Source organism: Streptomyces sp. NBC_01241, from assembly GCF_041435435.1.
GTDB lineage: Bacteria > Actinomycetota > Actinomycetes > Streptomycetales > Streptomycetaceae > Streptomyces.
Genome location: NZ_CP108494.1, coordinates 8,468,440 through 8,489,446 on the forward strand (window position 1 = coordinate 8,468,440; position 21,007 = coordinate 8,489,446).

The window sequence follows — 21,007 nt, forward strand, 5'->3', positions numbered from 1 at the left end:
AGAGGAGTGGAATGAAGATCACCGGCCTGGAAGTGCTGACTCTCCCCGACCACGGCGACAGCATGATGCTGGTCGTGGTCGACACCGACGAGGGCATCCACGGCCTGGGCGAGGTCGGCATCAGGTCGCGCCAGCGGGCGGTCGCGGGCGGTCTCGAGCACCTGGCGGAGCTGATCGTCGGCGAGGACCCGCGACGGATCGAGCACCTCTGGCAGGTGATGTTCCGGCGCGGGTTCTTTCCCGCCGACCGCATACTCGGCGCCGCCATCGCAGCGGTGGACGTGGCGCTTTGGGACATCCGCGGCAAGGCGCTCGGCGTACCGGTGCATGAACTCCTCGGCGGCCGGGTGCGTGATCACGTACCCGCCTATGTGCATGTCGGCGACGGCTACCACGATCGCGCGTGGTTCCTGGACCGCTGCCGCGACCTGGTCGCCCAGGGCTGGCGCCATCTGCGATTCGCCTCGCCGCACGATGCGGACGGCACGCTCGACGCCCGTCGGTGCCTGCGCGACTCGGTCGACCTTTTCCACCAGGTGCGGGACGCGGTCGGCGAAGAGGTGGAGCTGATCCTCGACGTCCATACGCGCCTGGATCCGCCGGAGGCGCTCACCCTGTGCCGGGAGATCGAGGCGGCCCGCCCGTACTTCGTCGAGGACCCACTGCGCTGTGAGAACCCGGACAGCTACCGCATGCTGCGGGCCCGCACCGGCGTACCGCTGGCCGCAGGTGAACAGTACGGCTCCAAATGGGAGTTCAGGACACTCATCGAGGGCGACCTCATCGATTACGCGCGCGTGGACGTCGGGGTGGCCGCGGGCCTGACCGAGGCGAAGAAGATCGCGGCGATGGCGGAGACCCACCACATCAAGCTCGCCACCCACAACCCGCTCGGCCCGGTCACCGCCGCCTCCTCGCTCCAACTCAACCTGGCCTGCCCCAATGCGGCGATCCAGGAGCACCAGACCGACCCCGATCCGGCCATCGCCGCCCTCTTCACCGCGCGGCCGACGATTCTGCCGGGGCGGGTGGAGCTGAGCGAACTGCCCGGCATCGGCGTCGACATCGACCGGGAGGCGGCACGCCGGTACCAGGCCGCGGCGGCCGAGCGCCCGCACTTGCGCACGACGGACGGGGCGTTCACCAACTGGTAGCCGAGCAGGGCCGGTCGGCCGCTCGGGCCCGCCCCTGGGGATTCGAAGGCCGCGTACAGCCCTTGGGCCCCATCCGGTATCGAACAGGACGCCAGACAAGGGGCGGGCCCCTTCCGGACAACACCCGCGCCTGTCGGTGGAGGGCGTATCCCCAGGCGATGTCCAAGACGGTCAGCATCTCGCCGTCGCACAGGGCGACCTCGGATGGCGGCCCGTGACGATCTCGAAGCAGTCGGAGGGCCGCTTCGTCCCGAGGTGGGGGCTGATCCTCAGTCATTCCACCGGCATGGACGCTCTTACGGACCCCAGCCATCGAGCGAAGAGTCGCAACCCGGAGACCTGCCTCGTCGGCGGGGATCGCCCGTACGCCGAACCAGGGGTGCCATGTTCATGCCGCTGACTGGGCGGCCGGGCACCATGACAACGGGACATTCGCATCACCGTCCCGGCGGGCCCACAGCCCGCGTCTGCACACTGAGTACGAATTCCGACTCCAGGAAGTGAGGCGAGTTCCGTCGTGTCGTTCAGAGGAGCCGCGAGACCGGTCGAACTGGGCCTTGTCGGCATAGCGTTCATGGGCGTGCTGGTCGGCGCGTCGGCGGCGCCGGCCGGCAGTCAGGAACGCGAGAAGCTGCAGGTGACGGCCGTGTCGTCGCGACCCGGCACGGTGTCGGGAGACGACGCCCTGATACGTGTCGAGGTGCCCGCCTCCATAGCGGCAGACCAGGTCCGGGTCGAGGTGGAAGGCCGGGACGTGACCTCGAGCTTCCGGCCCTCCGGCGACAACGCGCTGATGGGCGTGGTGAAGGAGCTGTCCAAGGGCGACAACAAGCTCACGGCCAGGGCTCAGGGCGCGGACTCCGGACAACTGACCCTGAAGAACCACCCCATCACGGGGCCGGTGTTCGCCGGGCCGCACGAGCAGCCGTTCGTCTGTGACACCGCCGAGTTCAAGACGGTCACCGGCGGCACCCTCGGGCAGCCGATCGACAAGGACTGCTCGGTCAAGACCCGCGTCGATTACATGTATCGCACCACGGCTGGCAAGTTCGTTCCGTTGCCCGACGAGAAAGTCCGTCCCGCCGACCTGGCGACCGCCACGACGAGCGTGGGTAAGAAGGTGCCGTACATCGTCCGTGTAGAGACCGGCACCATCAACCGCGGCATCTACGAGACGGCCGTGCTGCACGACCCGAACGCCGGTACCCCCGACCCGCTGCAGCGTGGGCCAGGCTGGAACGGGCGCCTCGTGTACGGCTTCGGCGGGGGCTGTAACGGCGGCTGGTACGTCCAGGGCCGCAACACCGTCGGCATCATGAACGACACGTATCTGAGCAAGGGCTACGGCGTCGCATCGTCCACGCTGAACGTCTTCGGCAACAACTGCAACGACCTGCTGGCCGCCGAGACCATGAGCATGGTCAAGGAACGCTTCGTGGAGACGTACGGCGACCCGGCCTTCACCATCGGAAACGGCTGCTCCGGCGGCTCGTACCAGACCCACCAGATCGCCGACAACTACCCGGGTCTGCTGGACGGCATCCTCTCCGGCTGCAGCTTCCCCGACGTCGGCTTCGGGACGATTCAGACGCTCAGCGACGCCCAGCTCCTGAACCACTACTTCAAGGAAGTCGCGCCGGACGCTTTCACCAAGGAGCAGCAGAAGGCGGTCTCCGGGTTCGGCAAGTGGGAGAGCATCGGCAGCCTGGCCAGGGCCGACGGCCGTATCGACCCCACGGTGTTCTGCCCGCCCCAGCTGCCCGAGGGGCAGCGCTACGACCCCGACACCAACCCGGACGGTGCCCGCTGTGACGTCTACAGCCACACCGTGAACGTCTACGGCGAGGTACCGGAGACAGGAAAGGCGCGCAGGCCGCTCGACAACACCGGTATCCAGTACGGACTTGAGGCCCTGAACAAGGGGACCATCGACATGGACCAGTTCATCGACCTGAACCGGCGCATCGGCGGCCTCGGCGACGATGCCAAGCCCGCCGCGGAGCGCACCGTCGCCGACCCCAAGGCGGTACGGACGGCCTACCGCACGGGCCGCATGCTGAACGGCGGTGCCGGCCTCGCCGACGTTCCGATCATCGACTACCGCGACTACACGGACGACGCGGCGGCCGGCGACATGCACATGCGCTTCCACTCCTTCTCCACCCGGGCGCGCTTGGACAAGGCCAACGGAACCCACGCCAACCAGGTCATGCTCACCCGCGCCAACGGGCACGGATTCACTCTCGCCGGGATGCTGTCCGACATGGACCAGTGGCTCACCGGCATCAAGGGAGACTCCGGCAACGACGCCCCCATCGAGAAGATCGTCCGCCACCAGCCGCAGGGTCTCACGGACGCCTGCTGGACCCGTGGCATCGGTGCGAAGAAGATCGCGGAGCTCCAGGTCGAGGGCATCGACAACACCGAGTGCAACACCCTCTACCCGGTGTGGACATCGCCGCGGATGGTCGCCGGAGCCGATGTGGCCAACGACATCGTCAAGTGCCGCAAGCGTCCCGTGATCCGCTCCGACTACCGAGTTCCGGTGACCGACGGTCAGTTCAAGGATCTGAAGGCGATCTTCCGGGACGGTGTCTGCGACTGGTCCAGGCCCGGGGTGGGTCAACAGGACCTCGCCGGTACATGGCTCTCCTTCGACCGGAAGTGACAGGATCGCGGCAGGTGAGCCAGGACTGGGGGCAGTGCGACCTCTCGCAGTAATCGCACCACCTCGCCGGTTCCGGCCCGCACCCTGCGGGCCGGAACCGCAAAAGCCCGTCGCGGCTGGCCGCGACGGGCTGGTCAGCGACTCGGAAACGGATGGCCGGCCTGGGAACCGCCTACGACACCGAGCCCGCGCCGCGCACAGTGGACGATGCGATCGCCGACCCCGGCCGGCACGACGCCGCCCGTCCCGTGCCCCCGAGCGCTGCCCCGGGCCGAAGGCCAGGTCGAAGTGGTTGTGCGGCTCAGTGAACAGCACTGCCGCCGAGGTGGAGGCTGCCGTGTTCGACCAGGCCGGGCACCGCGACCCCGGGCACCGTCGACCCTGGGTCGCGCTGCGCACGATACCGATACGCGGGATCGGAGTCCCATTGGAGTCTGGCCATCCCGGCGTCGACGATTCCGGGCGACACGGCGTTGCTGCGGATGCCCCGCGGGGCGAGTTCGCTGGTGAACGTGCGCATCAGCGATCGGACGGCGGCCTTGCTGGCCGAGTACGTGTGACGATCAGGATCCCGGCCGCCTCGACCGCGAGCCAGCGCCGCGCGGCTTCCGACGCGAGACGCCGCGGTCCTGCTGATGCCGACCCGGCCGACGCCGGGCGCTGGCCCGCCGACGAAGCCGAACACCACTGAGTTTGTTCATCAGTTGAACCGTGCCCGTGCTTCTACACGCATTCGTGTGCTGCGAAGTGAGGCGCAGGGCGGGGAAGTCGCCGGTTAAGCCTTGCGAGCGACGGCACACCACATGGGCAGGGCGTCGTCCGGAGTGTCGGACGGTCCGGGACGCCAGCGGGTCAGGGTGACAACGCCCGGCTCCAGGATGTCCAGGCCACCGCAGAATCGTTCCACCTCTTCGTGGGTGCGGGGGGTGGCGGAGGCGTGGCTGGCGGCGCGCTCGTTGTAGATTCGCATGGATTCGGCGACTTCGGGGGCGGTGACGTCGACGGCCGGATGGGACAGGACGAGGTGACTGCCGGGGGCAAGGCGGTCCAGCAGCCGGCGGGTGACGTCCCACGGGTCCTCGGCGTCCTTGATGTACTGCAGGATCGCCACCAGCATGAGGCCGACCGGCTGGTCCAGATCCAGGGTGTGGGAGGCCGCGTCGAGAATCGTGTCGACGTTCCGCGCATCGGCCAGCGCATAGTCGGTCTGCCCCTCGGGGTTACTGACCAGCAGCGCCCGCGCGTGGGAAAGGACGATCGGATCGTTGTCGACGTAGACGACACGCGATTCGGGAGCGGTCCGCTGGGCCACCTCGTGGGTGTTCTCTGCGGCGGGAATGCCCGTACCGATATCGAGGAACTGACGGACCCCGACCGACGCGAGGTGACGTACGGCGCGGCCGAGGAAGGCCCGGTTGGCCCGGACCGACGGCACAATCGTCGGGTTCGCGCGGGCAGCGAGTTCGGCTGCCTCCTGATCCACCGGATAGTGATCCTTGCCGCCCAGCCAGACGTTGTAAACGCGGGCGGGGTGTGCGCTCGTAGGGTGTGGTGCGGACAGTGCGTAGTCGTTCATCGTTCGTCACCTCGTGCGGCCGAAACGGCCAGGTCGGACCCAGGTTCGGCAACGGTACCCGTGTGATCCGCCCCTCACTGCCGATCAGCGGAAATCGCTTGGCGAGCGTTCTGCACTGGCGCGTTCCATGGCGGACCGTGCGGTACGGGCCACAGGGAACGGCAACACGACGGGTTCAGAGGTTCAGAGCACCGCGATAACCGACCGGGCCGCAGAGGATCTTGGGGAGTTCGCTGGTGTCCAGGACATCGATCCTGTGGTGCGGTTCGCCGTGTGGGCGAGCCCGTTCCCACACGGCGTCGAAGAGTGCCTGGGCGACGTTGGCGAGCCCCCCGCGGAACGAGGCTGGGGGCGACCTCGCTGCCGGAGCACCGCAGCGGAAGCATCGCCGTCTCGCCTTCGCAGACGATGAGCTTGAGCGGTACACCATCGACGGTCCGGATCCACATGCCCCGGGCGAGGGACTCGTCCACATCGTCGGCAGGATCTGAAGCGTTGATCCACCCTGAGTCCCCAGGCTGTGAGGCCATGACCAGCCGAAACGGCGGTCGTGGGCCTGTTGTCGTTCGATGGGGGCGCGCGCCATTCAGGAATGAGGCAGCAGTCGCCACGGTGGGGGCCTGGTGCAGCGCCGCGCTGATCCTGCGAGGGTCAGGTGGCCTTGAGTGGGGTGCCGTCGTAGGTCCATCGGAAGGTTAGCCGGTAAACTGCTCGGCGACCTTCCGCAGCTCCGGGTCCTCCGTGCCGACGATGAGGCGCTTGTCGATCACGGCCTCCTCCGACACGGTAGGCAGCGGCACCATCTCGATCAGAAGCCGCTTGCCTGCTCGCGCCAATGCGCCGACTGCCCGCCCCGGAGTTGTTCACGGAGCAGTGCGCCGGCAACGGGCTGCTCGCCATCGCCTGGCCGGACGGAGACACCTGGGAGGTCCGGCTTGCGGCCCGCGACGAGGGGCTGCTCAGGTACGCCGGGGGTGGAGTTCGGGGGAGGCGAGTGGCGCCCCGTCAAGGACTAGATGTGGCGACGGGCCCACCGGACCCGGAACGGGGCACGGAGGTTGGTCTCTCCGCGCGGGGCGAAGACACCGACCGTGAACGAGTCGGCCGATCGTGACCGACGATGGGTGGGGAGAGCGCCGAGCTGAGCTGTGCCGGTCCTGAGCATCGACCGTGGCCGTGTTGCGGGACGGGCGGCTGCCGGGACGGCTTTTGACTGGTGACGCCTGGGTGATCGTGCCCATATGGCAGGCTCGTGTGCATGAGACCCGACCTGGCACTCGTCCGCGAGCTGATCGAGGAATCGCCGGTGATCAGTGCCCGGCCAGGTGCCGGCGTGCCGGCCGCGTGGATCCGCGCGGCCGAGTCCGTCGTGGGCACGCTGCCGCCCTCGTACCGGTGGTGGCTGACGGAGTACGGCAGCGGCACGTCTGGCGGTGCGCGGATAGCGACTGTCCCTTCACCCGGGACACGTTCCGATGGGGACGACGACATCACCGGCGGATGGCGCCTCGACGGGGACCGGCTCTGCTTCTGTGCCGAGCCCGATGGTGGTGACACCTACCACTTCGCGCTCGACCGGCAGGCGGGCGAGGAGTACGCGGTGGTCCGCCGCGACCGCGTGAGCGGCCAAGAAGAGCTGGTGGCGGACACCTTCGCGGGATTCCTGACCGTTCAGGTGGCCCTGAGCAACGGATTCGGTGCCGGGTTCACGTCCGCACTGGCCCGGCTCTGGAGGTCGACGCCGGGGGTCCTGCTGCCCAACGGCGTGCTGATCTATGGCCCACACACCATCCTCGAGCGCAACGAGACCTACCAAGTAGGCGAATACGCGCCGGACTGGGTCCTCATCGGGGACGACAGCGGAGGCAGTGGCCTGTTCATGCGGCGCCACCCCTGTGACCGAACAACGGTCTATCTCCTCGATCTCGGGGCCGGCGAGCGGGACATCGACAGCTGCGGCGTCAGCGAGAAGCTGACCGACAACCTCCTCGACTGGCTACGGTGCGACGGGATCCGAGAGGGCCGCGCGACCACAGAAGGCGCCAGAGATTCCTGAGCGATCGGTCGGACTGCGAAGCTCTCGATCGTCAACAGGGCGAATGTCGCCCCAGCGCGGCCTAACCTGTCGACGAGTGTTCGATGCCGAAAGTCCAATCGAGCATAGTTCGGAAGAACTCGATAACTCCCTGTTCTTCGCTGTACCAAGCGCATGCCAAGTCGTTGACGCGTTGCCACACGATCAGATCCGTGTGGTTGGGTTGCTGGAGCGGGATCGCCCAGCTAACGATGTTCTGTTCCTCCTCGGCGATGAACAGATATCCGTCCGCGATCTCCAGCTCTTCCAGCGTGAAGATTGAACCGCCGACTTATATGGGGAAAGCGGGACGCGGTCGGGTTGGCCGCTCGTAGCGTGCCGTAGGACGCCGGTCCGGGTGACTCGTGAACCGTCTGCCGCTCTTCGGGGCTGGCTCTCCCGGGGTATGTCGCCGGTCCGGTGTCCGTCCGCGGTCTGACTCAACAGAGGCGTGTCCCGGCCAGGTTGGTTCCGGAAGTCGGCGTGTCGACCGTGGCTGTCCCCGTCGTCCGACTGTGAGGAATCAGGTCCCGTGATACTGCTCGGTGTCGACCCACACAAGTCCACCCACACCGCCACCGCCGTCGAGCCGGTCTCGAACCAGCAGGTCGGGTCGATGCGGATCGAGGCCAGTCTGGCGGACTACCGGCGGCTGCTGGCCTGGGCCAAGCGGTGGCCACAGCGGAAGTGGGCTGTGGAGAACGCCAACGGCCTGGGCCGGCATCTCGCCCAGTGGCTCATCGCCCGCGGTGAGAGCGTCGTCGACGTGCCTGCCGCGGCGACCAGCCGGGTGCGCGAACTTTCCCGCGGTGGACGGCGTAAGAACGACCAGATAGACGCAGCGGCCGCAGCCACCGTTGCTTATCTGCAGGGAGAAGGGCGGGATCTCGCGCCTGAGGATCACACCACGGCGCTGGCCCTCCTGGACGAACGGCGTGTGAACCTGGCCCAGGCCCGGGTGCGCACGGTCAACCAGCTCCACGCGCTGCTGCGTGACCTGCTGCCCGGCGGCGCCCCGACCCAGCTGTCCGCGGACCTGGCCGCCAAACTGCTGCGATCCGTCCGCCCCGCCGGCGATATCGAGACCGTCCGGAAGGACATCGCCTGGGACCTGGTCGCCGAGATCCGGAAACTGGACAAGCAGCTCACGGACAACGCTGCCCGGATGCAGAGCCTGGTAGAGGCATCGAGCAGCACGCTGATGGACACCCCGGGCATCGGGCCGGTCATGGCCGCTCGGCTGATCGGCCGCACCGGACGGGCTCACCGCTTCTCCACCTCGGCGGCATTCGCGAACTATGCCGGTGCCGCCCCGGTGGAGATCGCCAGCGCGGACAAAGCCCGCCACCGGCTCTCCCGCTCCGGCGACCGCCAGCTCAACTCCGTCCTCCACACCATCGCGGTCGTGCAGATACGGATGCCGAAATCACCCGGACACGCCTACTACCAGCGCAAACTCTCCGAGGGTAAGACGCCGAAGGAAGCGAAGCGGTGCCTGAAACGCCGCCTGGCCGACCACGTGTGGCGCGTCATGATCGCCGATGAGCGAAAAGCCAAGTCGCTCCCTAACCAAGGGACTTGACAAGACACAGAGGCACCCCGGGTTCGGTAGAGATCTCAGATTGTGGTTGTGACCTGGGGCTTCGTGGATTCCATGTAGTGATTGGCCTCGTACTCGACGGGCGGGACGTGGACTATCTCACCGTGGAGTCGGCGGTGGCAGTACCAGTCGATCCACTCGGCGGTGGCGAGCTCGACCTGAGAGAGCGTCTTCCAGGGCCGGCCGGGTTTGATCAGCTCGGTCTTGAACAGACCGATCGTCGATTCCATCAGGGCGTTGACGCTCCTATAGTTGTCAACTCGCTGTGGGGACGGTCCGTGGTGCGGGTCGGATCAGGTGGTAGACCTCGCGGATGACGTAGCGCTTGAGGCAGCGGATGATCTCGCGTTTCGTCTTGCCTTCGGCGGTGCGGCGGGTGACGTAGTCGATCGTCGGTTGGTGGAATCGCATGCGGACGATGACGGTCCGGTAGATCGCGGCGTTGAGCTGGCGGTGGCCGCCGTGGTTGATGCGGTGCCTGCCGCTGGTCATGCCGGAGCCGGTGGGCACAGGAGCGATGCCCGCAAGCTTGGCGAGGGCGGCCTCGGACTTGATGCGTTCAGGGTTGTCGCCGACCACGACGAGGATCTCCGCGGCGGTGTCCACACCGATGCCGAATGGTTCGAGTAGTTGCGGGGCGGCACGCAGGGCTTCGGCGTAGTCGGCGGGCGCCCGTTTTGTGGTCACGCGAGGCCGAGGAGTGCGAGGGGTCGGCGGGCGTCGCGTGCGTTGCGGCGGAGGCCGGCGACGATGTTCTTGACGCCGCTCAGCCGGAGAGCGCCGACGGCGAGGTTGCGCCAGGTCGCCATCGCGCGGGGTGCGTTGCCGGTCCGAAGCTGGGAGGCGTCCTCGGCGAAGGTGGTGTCGCGGACGTGGTGCAGGGCCTCGATCTTCCAGTGGTCGCGGATCAGTCTCGCGAGTTGGACGGGGGTGGCCTGCTCGGCGGTCAGGCTGGTGACCGCGTAGACGGTCGTGATGGTGGTCTTGCCGGTCTTGCGGTCGGTGCGGCGGCGCTTGATCTGGACGGCCTGGCGGGCGCCGGGGAAGAGCAAGTTGTTCACGGTGGCTACCTTGATCCGGCGGATCTCCGCGCGGCCGTGGCCGGCGCCCCGGGTGCGGTCCTGGAACGGGATGTCCTTCCAGGGAAGGGACTTCAGCTGCTTGCGCAGCTTCTTCTGGTTGCCCTTGACGATTGCGATGTAATGGGCCCCGCGGCCCAGGAGGTAGGCGGCGTGCTCGCGTTGCGTATGGAGCGCGTCGCTGGTGACCACGGTTGCGGCCAGGTCGGCGACGGTGTCGAGCAGCGGCTGGAAGCGGGTGACCTCACCGGTCTTCTCGCCGACGTCGAGCTGGGCCAGGACCAGCCCGGTGGTGTGCTCCACCGCGGCGAGCAGGTGGATCCTCCGCCCCTGGGCCTTCGCCGCGCCGCGCAGGGACTTGCCGTCCACGGACAGTCCGCGCAGCCCGGTGCTCTCGGGCCGGCGGTCGGTAAGCCATCCGCCCACCGCCCGGTCCAGGGCATCACCGTCGATGCGGGCGAGCAGTCGGCGGACCGTCGCCTCCGAGGGCACCAGCCTCCGGGGCAGTACTGGATCGGGGCGCACGCCGAGTCGCTCCAGCACGTGCGGCGGCGCGTCCGCGATCCACTCGCCGACCGCCAGCAGCGAGGTCGCGCCGGTCAGCACCGCGCACGCGGTTAGCGTGAGCACGACGGCCAGGGCATGGCGCACGCCGCGCGGATCGCGCGGATCCGGCACCTGAGCCAGCCGCTCCAGCAGGCCGGGCACCTCCCCGGGCCCGACGTCGGACTGCTCGCGGAGCCGGTCAAGGGCAGGCGGAATCAGGGATGAAGCGTCGGCAGGCACGGTCTTCCAGGCAGGTCACGGGGCGTAGAACACTCCATGATCACGGGAACCTTCCCTGTATCGTCCCCCGGTCACATCAACGCCGCAGCCCCGCCTGCCACCCAGGTCTGCCAGACATGACGGGTGTTCGGCAGGTCAGGGCGGTCAAGGAGCCAGAGCACATACCCGGCATGGCACCGGGCCCACGAACTGTCCGAATCGACTGCACGATCGAGCCTGCCCCGTAGGTCAGCGCTGTCGACAGCCCGGGCAACCCGCACGTACTCGCGATCCTTGCAGCGATACGCCCGGTGGACGACGATCTCGACCAGGTCGGTGAGCTTCGCCTTGATCGCCTCCTCCTGGCGAGCACGGGCCACCTCCCGGATCAGGCTCTCCTTCGTACCCCACGCCTTCGCATGCCGCGTCCACTCCAGCGGGTACCTCGCCTCCCACTCCAGGAAGAGCAACGCATAGGGCAGCCCCGGCCACGTCGCCAGATCCCCACCCACAGGACCACCCCACACCCCATCAGGCAGTGAACGCCTCTGGGCTTGCTGATACCTCCGGCGCGCCTGCAGAAAGGCCGGCTCCCGGTACCGCTCGTCCACTCCCAGGGGCCGCGTCAGCCGCCACAACTCGTAGTACCGGGCGCGCGCGTCCGCGACCTTCCTCCGGGCCTCCGCCAGATGGACGAGCGCTGCACCTCTCGCAGCCGGATCCTCCGCTATAAGTCCGAACGCCCACCCCAGTCGCTCAGCCCATGCACAAGCGTCGTCCGCATCTGTACCTGCCTCTTCAGCCACGCACGGGATCATCTCCTAGCGCAGCCAGCTTGCTCCACCCGACGCTGCAGGGGAGACGCAAGGGCTCCGAAGCGCAACGGACGTGAGCAGGAACCGCCCGCTCGCCCTCTCTTCATCTCAAGTGATCACGAAACGGACGCCCGCCGACTACGCCGAAACCCTGGGGCGGCACGGTGGACCAGCTCAGCAATCATTTTCGTCAGTTCCTTGGCCTCGGCGTCGAGGTACTGCCACCGTTTGGCCAGTGTTCGAAGGGCGTGACGCAGTGCGTCCTCGGGGCCCTCCAGCTGTCGAGGACGCAGGCCCGCCAGGTGCCGGGCCAGAGCGATTTGCGTTTTGCCCGCGGTCTCGTTGCGCAAGGGATCAGGAGCGTGGACAAGCATCGCTTTCATGGTGACCATCGCCGCCGAGCGCTGTTCGACGGCCTGGTCATGGGCGATCTTGAGCTGCCGGATCATCTCGGCTTCACCGTCGGCGCTCTTGGGCGTGGCCGTCACGAACCCGGCCAGGACGGCTCGGGCGGCGTTCTCGGCGTCCAGGGTGTCGGACTTGCCGTTCATCCGTCGCAGCCGCCGGTCCGGGCGGCCAGCCTCGACCACCTTGTGCCCGGCCCGTCGAAGGAACGAGGCCAGGGTGGCGCCGTAGGAGCCGGTGCCCTCGATTCCGAAGGCCAGAATCCTGCCGTATGAGCCTGCCCAGTCCAGGAGTTGCTGGAATCCGCCGTCGGTGGGGATCGTCAAGGTCGCCAGGATCCCGCCGATCGTGTCCATCACTGCAGCGACGTGCACATGCTTGTGTGTGTCGACGCCGATCACGACGTGCCCGGACCTGTGCTGCTCGTTGTTATCCACCGCGTTCCCTTCGGTCGGTAGCGTGGGATGCACGCTGTCGCCGGCCGGAGGGACAGGACTGTCACGGGGACGCTTTGACGAGTTGGCTCCAGGCTCCTATGAGGTCACGTCCGTCCGGCGGCAGCGCTTGTTGCGTGCCCGGCCGGACGGTCGACAGATCAACGCCAGGACACCCGTGGGGTCGGTCGTAAGCAAGAGTCAGACCGTCACGGCCGGGGCTACCCGATCCTTGCGGGATCCGGTACGAACAGACTGACAGTCGTAGGCGTCGCCGACCGAGCCGATCGATGCCGCGATCCCTGCTCGGTCCAGATGCTCGGCCAGCGCGAACGATGTGTACTGCGATCCCGCGTCCGAGTGATGTATCAACTCGCCCTGTGCGTAAGGCAATCCGTCCCGGTCGCGCTGCCACAGCGCCATCTCCAGGGCGTCCAGGACGAGCCTGGTCTCCTTGGTGGCAGCAGCGGACCAGCCGACGATGCGACGGGAGAAGGTGTCCACGACGAAGGCGACGTAGACGACCCCGTTCCAGGTGGCGACGTGCGTGAAGTCGGCGACCCAGCAGCGGTTGGGAGCACTGGCAACGAAATCACGGTCGAGGAGATCCGGGGCCCGCTCGGCAGCCGGATCGGTGATCGTCGTGATCACCATCCTGCCGCGGACGGCGCCGGTGATGCCGAGCTCGCGCATGAGGCGCTCGACGGTGCAGCGGGCCACGGCGTGTTCCTGCCGGTTCAGCTCGCGCCAGATCTTCCGGGCCCCGTAGACGCGGTAGTTGGACGTGTAGACCTCCTGGATCCGCTCCTTGAGTTCCTCATCGCGCACGGAACGGGCGGAAGGAGTCTCGAGGCGTTTCTTGTGGGCGTAGTACGTGGAAGGGGCGATCTTGCAGTCGTGCTCGGTGAGGGTTCTGCAGATCGGCTCGACGCCGCCGAAGCGGTACCGGTGCTCGTCGATGAACGCTACGAGCGTGTGTGTGGCCGGTCGAGCTCGGCCGCGAAGAAACTCGCCGCGGCCTTCAGGATCTCGTTGGCCCGCTTCAGCTCGGCGTTCTCCTTCTTCAACGCCTTGAGCTGGGAAGACTCCTCCGTCGTCGTCCCCGGACGCGTCCCCGCGTCGATCTCGTGCTGCTTCACCCAGTTCCGCAAACGTCTCGCGGGACCCGATGCCGAGCCTGTCGGTCACCGACTCTGGTGCGCAATTCCGGGTGGGTGGTCAGGCTGTGAGTCGGTAGCTGAGGCGGGTGAGGTTGCTGGTGCGGCTGCGGTCCAGTGGATGCTCGGTCCAGTGGGCGTCTAGGCGGACGACGTTGATCGCGGTGGCGGAGAAGGCGTGCTGGAGGCGGACTTTCGGCAGCCCGCGGTAGCGGGCCCGGCGGATGCCGGTGATGTCGAGTGCCTGGTTGATGGTTCCTTCCACTCCGGCCCGCAGGGCGTACTTGTCCTTCCAGGTCTTGGTCTTCTGTTCGGCGCGGGCGGCGGCGAGGACGGTGTGCAGGTGCTCGGGGTAGAGGGTGAGCATGCGGTTGCCGCGCCGGGCCGAGGTGCACTCGGGTCGGACGGGGCATGCTTGGCAGTCCGTCTTAGCGAACTCGACGACGATGGCGTCTCGTTCGCGTTGTCGCACCGGGTGCCATCCGGTGCTGGTGTTGCCCTGGGGGCAGCGGACCCGTCGGGCTTTCCAGTCGATCCGGAAGGCGCTCTTGTCGTAGCCGGCGTGGCTCTTGGCCTGGGCGGATCGGTCGAGGAGGACGGGAGTGACCATGACGGTTCCGCGGCTGCGGGCGGTCTCGATCAGTTCGGCGGAGGGGTAACCGGAGTCCAGGTAGTGCTCGGCGGGCGGCAGGCCGCGGTCGGCGAGTTGTTGCTGGATCGGCGCGGTGGCCTTCACGTCCGGCACCGTCGACAGGGTGGTGGTCACATCCGTGATCAGGTTCGGCCGTCCCCGGACTTCGGCTTCGGCTTCGGCTTCGGGGGGAGTGTTGTCGCAGCTCTCGGTGAGATGGACCTTGTAGCCGAGCCAGAACAGGTCGTCGCCCTTGGCGGACCAGCGGGCGTCGGTGTCGTAGGGCGAGGCGAGGCGGAGATGGCCGGGCGGGACACCGTCCTCGTCGGCTTCCCGCTTGCTGACCACCTCCTTGCCCCGGCTGCTGGTGCGGACGGTGTAGGTCTGCACGAGGACTTGGCGCATGATGTCCACGGCCCCGATCTCCCGCAGCCAGGCCGGCGCGTCGGGCGACCAGACGGCCCGGCACAGCCGCAACGCGTCCTGTCCGTAGACCTGGGACAACTGGTCGCGCTTGACCTTGGAGCCGGGCAGTTTCCAGCTGTCGACCCGAGGTCCGTAGCGGTGGGCGAACTCCGGCACGTCCACGGCCCGGGCCAGCCAGTCCGGTGCCGCGACCGACAGCGCCTCCAGCGCAGCCCGCACGCTCTCCCCGGCCAGCTCCAACCGGTTCAAGTCCCGTACCGCGCTGACCACATGGGTGGAATCGGTGCGCTGCTTTCCTCCCGCGGCCACCAGCCCGGCGTCCACGCAGTACTCAAGGAGCCGGTCGAAGACGACACGCTCCATGCCGTTGCCGACCAGGCGGGCCCGGAACCGGGGCAGCACACTGTGGTCGAAGCCGGTGTCCGTCAGCTCCAGGCCGAGGGCGTACTTCCAGTCGATGGCCCGTATCGCCATCGCCGCGGCCTGCCGATCAGTCAAATTCTCCGCGAACTGCAACACCGTGACCAGCGACAGCATCCCCGGCGACAGACCCGGCGCCCCACGCACCCCGAACGCCTCGGCGAACGGCTCATCGGTGAAGACCTCCCCGAGCCGGTCCCGCACCCGGATCGCCAAACTCCCCTGCGGGAACGCCGCCCGCGCGACCCGCACCGTCTGCTCCGGCACCGGCGGCAGCCCCATCGGCCGCAACGACATCACAACCCACCCTCCACGGCCGGACGACACGTAACGACCGCAGGAACGATCATCACCTACCGGTCAAGCAGCCGCAGAGAATTGCGCACCAGAGTCGTCACCGCCTGCAAAGCGGTCGTCTCGTTCGGGTGCTCGTCGCGCACCTCGGCGACCATGCGCACCGCACGGCGCCGCAGCTCGAGGGGATAACGGGAAGGTCGTGCCATGACTCGATCCTTTCATGAAACCGAGCCTCTACCGATCCCGGGGCGGTTCAAGATCGCGTTGTGTGCGTTGAGTAGTTCCTTGCAGGACCCGAGCTGGTGATGGAACGCGCTGAGCTCGGGCGGGAGGCTCATGCCGAGCCGATGTTCTGTCTCGGCGATCACGGTCAGCGGCCTGGCGTCGGCTGGTGTCCATGCTCGTCCGAGGTATCGGGTCGAAAACTTCCGCAACGACCCGTCGTAGACACCTTCGCGCTTTGCTGTCATCGCCGCAGGCTATCGGTTGGTTTGCTCTGGACTTCGCCCGCACTCGCTAGCGGTTGCCGCCCGCCTGGCCTGATGCGGCGCCGGCTCCGCTGGGCGACCGTGCAGATGTGCCGTACCTCGTACGCGAGCAGCAGCGCTCTGCGCGATTGCCGACACTGGCGGCATGTCCTTCGACCCGGTCGCGTTCGCCGCGCACTTCCGCTCGCTGTCCGGCCACGGTCGCCAGGAGGCCATTTACGGTCTGGAGACGCGATATTCCCCGGAGATGCTCGATGTCCTGTTCGCCATCGCCGCCGATCAGGATGAGTACGACCTTGCCTGCATCGAGGCCGTCAAGGTGCTTGTCCTGGCCTTCATCACCGAACTCGCCGTCCACGATCCCCATGACGACGTGCGCCTCCACGCTCCTGGCCCTCGAATGGCTACCGACACCGGCGAGCGTGAGTGAACGCCATCGCCGAGACCGATCGGAACCCGCTGGTGCGGGACACTGCTCAAGCCTTCCTCGACGACGCCACCGCCCGAACGAAGGAATCCTCCACAGCCTGGCACGGTGCGGCGTAACACTCCCGGCCCATCGACGACTCCAGGGAGAGGCCTCACAGGATTCGGGCCATGACTTGGATTCAAGCCAATCTTGATCCAGGAACGCTCTGCGGTGCTCACCGACGGATTTCCGAATCACGGTGAGGGAGTTGGGAGTCTCCGCTGGCCGTCACAACTGCGGCGTGTGTGCGACAGCCGTTCCTCGGTCATCGCTGCGCGCTCTCCGGATCTTGCCGCAACTGGTCGAGAAGCTGGTCGATGGCTGCCTTCGCCTCCATCACCGACGCGCCGGTCGCCTTCCGCCAAGTGTTTATCGCTTGGATACGGTAGCCCGCACGTGCGTGGGCAATGGCCAGCCGCGCGTGGAGCGGCTGGCCCGGCAGCCGGGCGGGAACGGGTCGGCCGCGTGGCTCCCCGCTGCGGCCGCTGGGGTCGAGCTCGTCGAGTGAGGAGTGCAGCCCGTCGATCGGTGCCCGCACCGTCGACCGGGCGGTGCGGACCGCCACCAGTTCCCAGCGGACGTCCATCTGCTCGGACCAGTCCTCGTCCAGTCCGATGCCCAGCAGTCCCGGATCGTCGATCAACTGGCAGACGTTGTAAAGGAGGTCATGCTGCATCTGCCGCACCACATCGGTCACATCGTCCGGATTCACGCCGCACGCCAGGATCCGGTGCAGCGCCGCCGCCGATGCGCTGCCGGGAACACTCCCCTGCTCGTGGCCTCCTGACCGGGACTCGATCCACGACGGGGAGCCGTCGGTGTAGGCATCCTCGTCGACAACCATGTTCCACATGGCGGTAAGGAACGACTGGCGTGCCTGTGCCGGCCAGTCATCGGTATGGGGATCTTCGTCTTCGGCCATGCGCCGATACTGCCAGCCGTTGGTGGGAGCGTCGCCGACGGGATAGACGGGATAGATGGGTTGTGCCATCGCTGCCCGCTTCCCGCTGGCACCTGGAATTGCGGCTGCCGGATCGTGCGAGGGATTGCGGGCGGAGGATATTGTCGAGGTCGGCCTGCGTGAGGAGTCCCTGTGCCAGGACGATGTCGGCGACGGCGCGGCCGGTGACGAGCGTTTCCTGCGCGGCGGCGCTGGCCTGGGCGTAGCCGATGTGCGGGTTGAGGGCGGTGACGTTGCCGATGGTGTTCTCCACCGTGGCCCGGAGGTGGTCGCGGTCGGTGGTGATGCCGAGGGCGCAGCGCTCCGCCAGGGTCAGGCATCCGGCGTGCAGCTGGGTGAGGTCGAAGAGGCAGTGGGCGACGACCGGTTCGAAGGCGTTGGGCTGGAGCCGGCCGGCTTCTGCGGCGAAGGTGATGGTGACGTCGTTGCCGACGACTTTGAAGGTGATCAGGACTCTGGTGCGCAATTCTCTGCGGCTGCTTGACCGGTAGGTGATGATCGTTCCTGCGGTCGTTACGTGTCGTCCGGCCGTGGAGGGTGGGTTGTGATGTCGTTGCGGCCGATGGGGCTGCCGCCGGTGCCGGAGCAGACGGTGCGGGTCGCGCGGGCGGCGTTCCCGCAGGGGAGTTTGGCGATCCGGGTGCGGGACCGGCTCGGGGAGGTCTTCACCGATGAGCCGTTCGCCGAGGCCTTCGGGGTGCGTGGGGCGCCGGGTCTGTCGCCGGGGATGCTGTCGCTGGTCACGGTGTTGCAGTTCGCGGAGAATTTGACTGATCGGCAGGCCGCGGCGATGGCGATACGGGCCATCGACTGGAAGTACGCCCTCGGCCTGGAGCTGACGGACACCGGCTTCGACCACAGTGTGCTGCCCCGGTTCCGGGCCCGCCTGGTCGGCAACGGCATGGAGCGTGTCGTCTTCGACCGGCTCCTTGAGTACTGCGTGGACGCCGGGCTGGTGGCCGCGGGAGGAAAGCAGCGCACCGATTCCACCCATGTGGTCAGCGCGGTACGGGACTTGAACCGGTTGGAGCTGGCCGGGGAGAGCGTGCGGGCTGCGCTGGAGGCGCTGTCGGTCGCGGCACCGGACTGGCTGGCCCGGGCCGTGGACGTGCCGGAGTTCGCCCACCGCTACGGACCTCGGGTCGACAGCTGGAAACTGCCCGGCTCCAAGGTCAAGCGCGACCAGTTGTCCCAGGTCTACGGACAGGACGCGTTGCGGCTGTGCCGGGCCGTCTGGTCGCCCGACGCGCCGGCCTGGCTGCGGGAGATCGGGGCCGTGGACATCATGCGCCAAGTCCTCGTGCAGACCTACACCGTCCGCACCAGCAGCCGGGGCAAGGAGGTGGTCAGCAAGCGGGAAGCCGACGAGGACGGTGTCCCGCCCGGCCATCTCCGCCTCGCCTCGCCCTACGACACCGACGCCCGCTGGTCCGCCAAGGGCGACGACCTGTTCTGGCTCGGCTACAAGGTCCATCTCACCGAGAGCTGCGACAACACTCCCCCCGAAGCCGAAGCCGAAGCCGAAGCCGAAGCCGAAGCCGAAGCCGAAGCCGAAGCCGAAGTCCGGGGACGGCCGAACCTGATCACGGATGTGACCACCACCCTGTCGACGGTGCCGGACGTGAAGGCCACCGCGCCGATCCAGCAACAACTCGCCGACCGCGGCCTGCCGCCCGCCGAGCACTACCTGGACTCCGGTTACCCCTCCGCCGAACTGATCGAGACCGCCCGCAGCCGCGGAACCGTCATGGTCACTCCCGTCCTCCTCGACCGATCCGCCCAGGCCAAGAGCCACGCCGGCTACGACAAGAGCGCCTTCCGGATCGACTGGAAAGCCCGACGGGTCCGCTGCCCCCAGGGCAACACCAGCACCGGATGGCACCCGGTGCGACAACGCGAACGAGACGCCATCGTCGTCGAGTTCGCTAAGCCTCGATCCGCCGAGGTGGTTTGAGAGTGGTCTTTTGATCGGCTTTGGGTCGGGTGGTCGGGTGAGGGCAGGTTGTGTCCGCTGGTCTGCCCAGCTTTTCCACGGGTTCGGTTCCGGTCGGGCCCTGGTGGGCGGGGTGATCAGGGGCTGTTCGTGTCAGCCGGGTGGTCCGTGGACGGTGTCGAAGAGGTGTGTCCAGGCGTGTTGCCAGGGCCAGTTGTGTGGCAGGTGCAGGGTGATGCGTCGTGCGGAGCGGGCGATCCGGGCCGGGACCTGGACCAGGTGGGCGCGGAGGGTGGCGGTGGTGGCCTTGGTATGGAAGGGCGAGGTCAGTGCACCGGCAGCCCGCAGCAGGTTGTAGGTCATCGCCCACAGGGTCAGCCAGGCCGCGTTGGCGTGGAAGTGTCCGGAGGGCAGGTGGGCCAGGGCGCCGGCTTTGCTGTCGGCGATGACCTGCTCGATTACGGCGTGGTGGCGGTGTTCCCGCTCGGTCTGCAGGGTTTCGGTGGGCCGGTCGGTGAAGAAGGGGTGGTAGCGCCAGACGGGGAACAGTTCGCCCTGTTCATCGATGACGGCGGGTTTGGCCAGGTCACGGACCCGGCGCACGATCAGCCGGGCAGTGACCCGCTCGCTCTTCTCCCGGCTCGTGAAGGCGGTGTACTGGGGTATCTCGGCAACTTCGGCGTCCGAGATGAGCTCACCGGTTTCGGGGTCGGGCACCGCGGTCGGGTAACTGATCTGCTGCCAGGCATCCTCGGGAATGCTGTGGACGGCCCGTTTGATGGAGGGGTTCATGCCGGTGGTGATGGAGAAGTGCGCTCCGGCCCGGCGGCAGGCGGCGATCACCGCGGCGTTGTAGAACTGCGAGTCCGCGCGCAGGATCCGGGTGCCGGTGCAGCCGGCCTCGGCGGCGGTGGACAGGGCCTCGGCCACGAACTTCGGGGCGCCCCGGGAGTCGGCGGCCTTCCCGCGGCGCATCCGCACCGTGGCGATCACCGGCCGGGAGTACGGGGTGCAGACCGTGGCCAGCAGGGGGTGCAGAGTACGAATGCCCTTGAACCGGCCGTACTCGGCGCCCTGCTTGGCCCGCCCGTAGACCCGCTTATGGGTGCTGTCGACGTTGATGAACGCCAGCTTGTCCGCACCGGGCAGCAGCGGAGTGTGCGCGGCCAGCGCGGCAAGAAACGTCCGGTGCACGGAGTGAAGTTGAAGCGCATGGCCGTGGGTGAACGCACGCAGGAACGTGCCCAGCGTGGACGGGGCGCGAATACCGCCGAACAGGGCCGGCATCGCGCCATGCCGCAGCACGTCCAGGTCGTCGATGCTGTCCGCACCCGCGACCATCCCGGCCACGATGCCGGTGACCTTGGCATCCGCCGCAGCCCCCGCACCGTTCCTCGCTCCGGTCAGCTTCACCTTCGCAGCCACCAGGTCCGACAGGCCGCACCGCTCGGCCAGCCGCATCACCGGAACCAGCCCCGCATACGCGACCAGATTCGGGTCATCGAACGCAGCGGAGACCGCTGCCGGAGTGTGGGAAACTTGCATCTACGAGGTGCCTTGCTGATTGTGCGTGCTGGAAGCGTCAGAACTCCCATCATCGCAGGTCAGCAGGCACCTCTTCTCGTTTCCTCATCCACAGGACACGAGCCGCTCGG

Annotated in this window: 22 protein-coding genes; 7 read left to right on the forward strand and 15 right to left on the reverse strand. The window is 67.8% G+C overall.

The window, feature by feature from the left end:
* Positions 1–11 precede the first annotated feature (11 nt).
* Positions 12–1,154 carry a mandelate racemase/muconate lactonizing enzyme family protein gene (locus OG306_RS38345; RefSeq protein WP_327258352.1) on the forward strand — a complete coding sequence of 381 codons (1,143 nt, stop codon included), beginning with the start codon at positions 12–14 and terminating at the stop codon, positions 1,152–1,154.
* A gap of 517 nt (positions 1,155–1,671) precedes the next feature.
* A complete protein-coding gene (locus OG306_RS38350) occupies positions 1,672–3,822 on the forward strand; it encodes a DUF6351 family protein (protein WP_327258351.1) in 2,151 nt (716 codons plus the stop codon).
* Between the two features lie 301 nt (positions 3,823–4,123).
* Here the strand turns inward: OG306_RS38350 and OG306_RS38355 are convergent, their stop codons facing one another.
* The 3 genes from OG306_RS38355 to OG306_RS38365 form a co-directional block, all read right to left on the reverse strand.
* Entirely contained in the window at positions 4,124–4,510 is a 387-nt protein-coding gene (locus tag OG306_RS38355; protein WP_371666152.1) for an SDR family oxidoreductase, read from the reverse strand.
* A gap of 87 nt (positions 4,511–4,597) precedes the next feature.
* Complete coding sequence (locus OG306_RS38360; RefSeq protein WP_266904421.1) at positions 4,598–5,398, reverse strand: SAM-dependent methyltransferase; 801 nt, start codon at positions 5,396–5,398, stop codon at positions 4,598–4,600.
* Positions 5,399–6,093: 695 nt separating this feature from the next.
* A complete protein-coding gene (locus OG306_RS38365) occupies positions 6,094–6,234 on the reverse strand; it encodes a hypothetical protein (RefSeq protein WP_266904419.1) in 141 nt (46 codons plus the stop codon).
* Positions 6,235–6,656: 422 nt separating this feature from the next.
* Here OG306_RS38365 and OG306_RS38370 point away from each other — a divergent pair, with 422 nt between their 5' ends.
* From OG306_RS38370 to OG306_RS38380, 3 genes are all read left to right on the forward strand, one after another.
* Positions 6,657–7,454: an SMI1/KNR4 family protein gene (locus OG306_RS38370; protein ID WP_266904417.1), complete on the forward strand. Its 798-nt coding sequence runs from the start codon at positions 6,657–6,659 to the stop codon at positions 7,452–7,454.
* A 76-nt stretch (positions 7,455–7,530) separates the two neighbouring features.
* Positions 7,531–7,755 carry a hypothetical protein gene (locus OG306_RS38375; RefSeq protein WP_266904415.1) on the forward strand — a complete coding sequence of 75 codons (225 nt, stop codon included), beginning with the start codon at positions 7,531–7,533 and terminating at the stop codon, positions 7,753–7,755.
* 249 nt (positions 7,756–8,004) lie between these two features.
* A complete protein-coding gene (locus tag OG306_RS38380; RefSeq protein WP_266904146.1) occupies positions 8,005–9,054 on the forward strand; it encodes an IS110 family transposase in 1,050 nt (349 codons plus the stop codon).
* Positions 9,055–9,089: 35 nt separating this feature from the next.
* On the opposite strand, the gene OG306_RS38385 is transcribed toward OG306_RS38380, so the two are convergent.
* From OG306_RS38385 to OG306_RS38425, 9 genes are all read right to left on the reverse strand, one after another.
* Entirely contained in the window at positions 9,090–9,302 is a 213-nt protein-coding gene (locus OG306_RS38385; RefSeq protein WP_371666153.1) for an IS3 family transposase, read from the reverse strand.
* Positions 9,303–9,327: 25 nt separating this feature from the next.
* Positions 9,328–9,759 (reverse strand): transposase, encoded by a 432-nt coding sequence (locus OG306_RS38390; RefSeq protein ID WP_266904410.1) that lies wholly within the window; start codon positions 9,757–9,759, stop codon positions 9,328–9,330.
* Entirely contained in the window at positions 9,756–10,937 is a 1,182-nt protein-coding gene (locus tag OG306_RS38395) for an ISAs1 family transposase (RefSeq protein WP_266904408.1), read from the reverse strand. Before OG306_RS38395 ends, OG306_RS38390 begins: the two co-directional genes overlap by 4 nt.
* Before the next feature lie 71 nt (positions 10,938–11,008).
* On the reverse strand, positions 11,009–11,722 hold the full coding sequence (locus OG306_RS38400) for a hypothetical protein (RefSeq protein ID WP_266904407.1): 714 nt from the start codon (positions 11,720–11,722) through the stop codon (positions 11,009–11,011).
* A gap of 125 nt (positions 11,723–11,847) precedes the next feature.
* Positions 11,848–12,573 carry an IS110 family transposase gene (locus OG306_RS38405; protein ID WP_266904405.1) on the reverse strand — a complete coding sequence of 242 codons (726 nt, stop codon included), beginning with the start codon at positions 12,571–12,573 and terminating at the stop codon, positions 11,848–11,850.
* A 198-nt stretch (positions 12,574–12,771) separates the two neighbouring features.
* On the reverse strand, positions 12,772–13,530 hold the full coding sequence (locus tag OG306_RS38410) for an IS3 family transposase (RefSeq protein ID WP_266907528.1): 759 nt from the start codon (positions 13,528–13,530) through the stop codon (positions 12,772–12,774).
* A 5-nt stretch (positions 13,531–13,535) separates the two neighbouring features.
* Positions 13,536–13,709, reverse strand: coding sequence for a hypothetical protein (locus tag OG306_RS38415; protein WP_266907808.1), 174 nt, complete (start codon positions 13,707–13,709; stop codon positions 13,536–13,538).
* A gap of 79 nt (positions 13,710–13,788) precedes the next feature.
* Positions 13,789–15,501 carry an IS1182 family transposase gene (locus OG306_RS38420; protein WP_371666106.1) on the reverse strand — a complete coding sequence of 571 codons (1,713 nt, stop codon included), beginning with the start codon at positions 15,499–15,501 and terminating at the stop codon, positions 13,789–13,791.
* A gap of 56 nt (positions 15,502–15,557) precedes the next feature.
* A complete protein-coding gene (locus OG306_RS38425; RefSeq protein WP_266904399.1) occupies positions 15,558–15,707 on the reverse strand; it encodes a hypothetical protein in 150 nt (49 codons plus the stop codon).
* Positions 15,708–16,134: 427 nt separating this feature from the next.
* On the opposite strand from OG306_RS38425, the gene OG306_RS38430 reads away from it, so the two are divergent.
* Positions 16,135–16,419, forward strand: a complete 285-nt coding sequence (locus OG306_RS38430; protein WP_266904397.1) for a hypothetical protein — start codon at positions 16,135–16,137, stop codon at positions 16,417–16,419.
* A gap of 304 nt (positions 16,420–16,723) precedes the next feature.
* Here the strand turns inward: OG306_RS38430 and OG306_RS38435 are convergent, their stop codons facing one another.
* Both OG306_RS38435 and OG306_RS38440 read right to left on the reverse strand, forming a co-directional pair.
* Entirely contained in the window at positions 16,724–17,380 is a 657-nt protein-coding gene (locus OG306_RS38435; protein ID WP_266904395.1) for a hypothetical protein, read from the reverse strand.
* Entirely contained in the window at positions 17,349–17,885 is a 537-nt protein-coding gene (locus OG306_RS38440; RefSeq protein WP_323187776.1) for a hypothetical protein, read from the reverse strand. The genes OG306_RS38435 and OG306_RS38440 overlap by 32 nt, the downstream gene beginning before the upstream one ends.
* 81 nt (positions 17,886–17,966) lie before the next feature.
* Here OG306_RS38440 and OG306_RS38445 point away from each other — a divergent pair, with 81 nt between their 5' ends.
* Positions 17,967–19,373, forward strand: coding sequence for a transposase (locus tag OG306_RS38445; RefSeq protein WP_371666154.1), 1,407 nt, complete (start codon positions 17,967–17,969; stop codon positions 19,371–19,373).
* Between the two features lie 132 nt (positions 19,374–19,505).
* Here the strand turns inward: OG306_RS38445 and OG306_RS38450 are convergent, their stop codons facing one another.
* Entirely contained in the window at positions 19,506–20,897 is a 1,392-nt protein-coding gene (locus tag OG306_RS38450) for an IS1380 family transposase (RefSeq protein ID WP_266904391.1), read from the reverse strand.
* Positions 20,898–21,007: the final 110 nt, after the last annotated feature.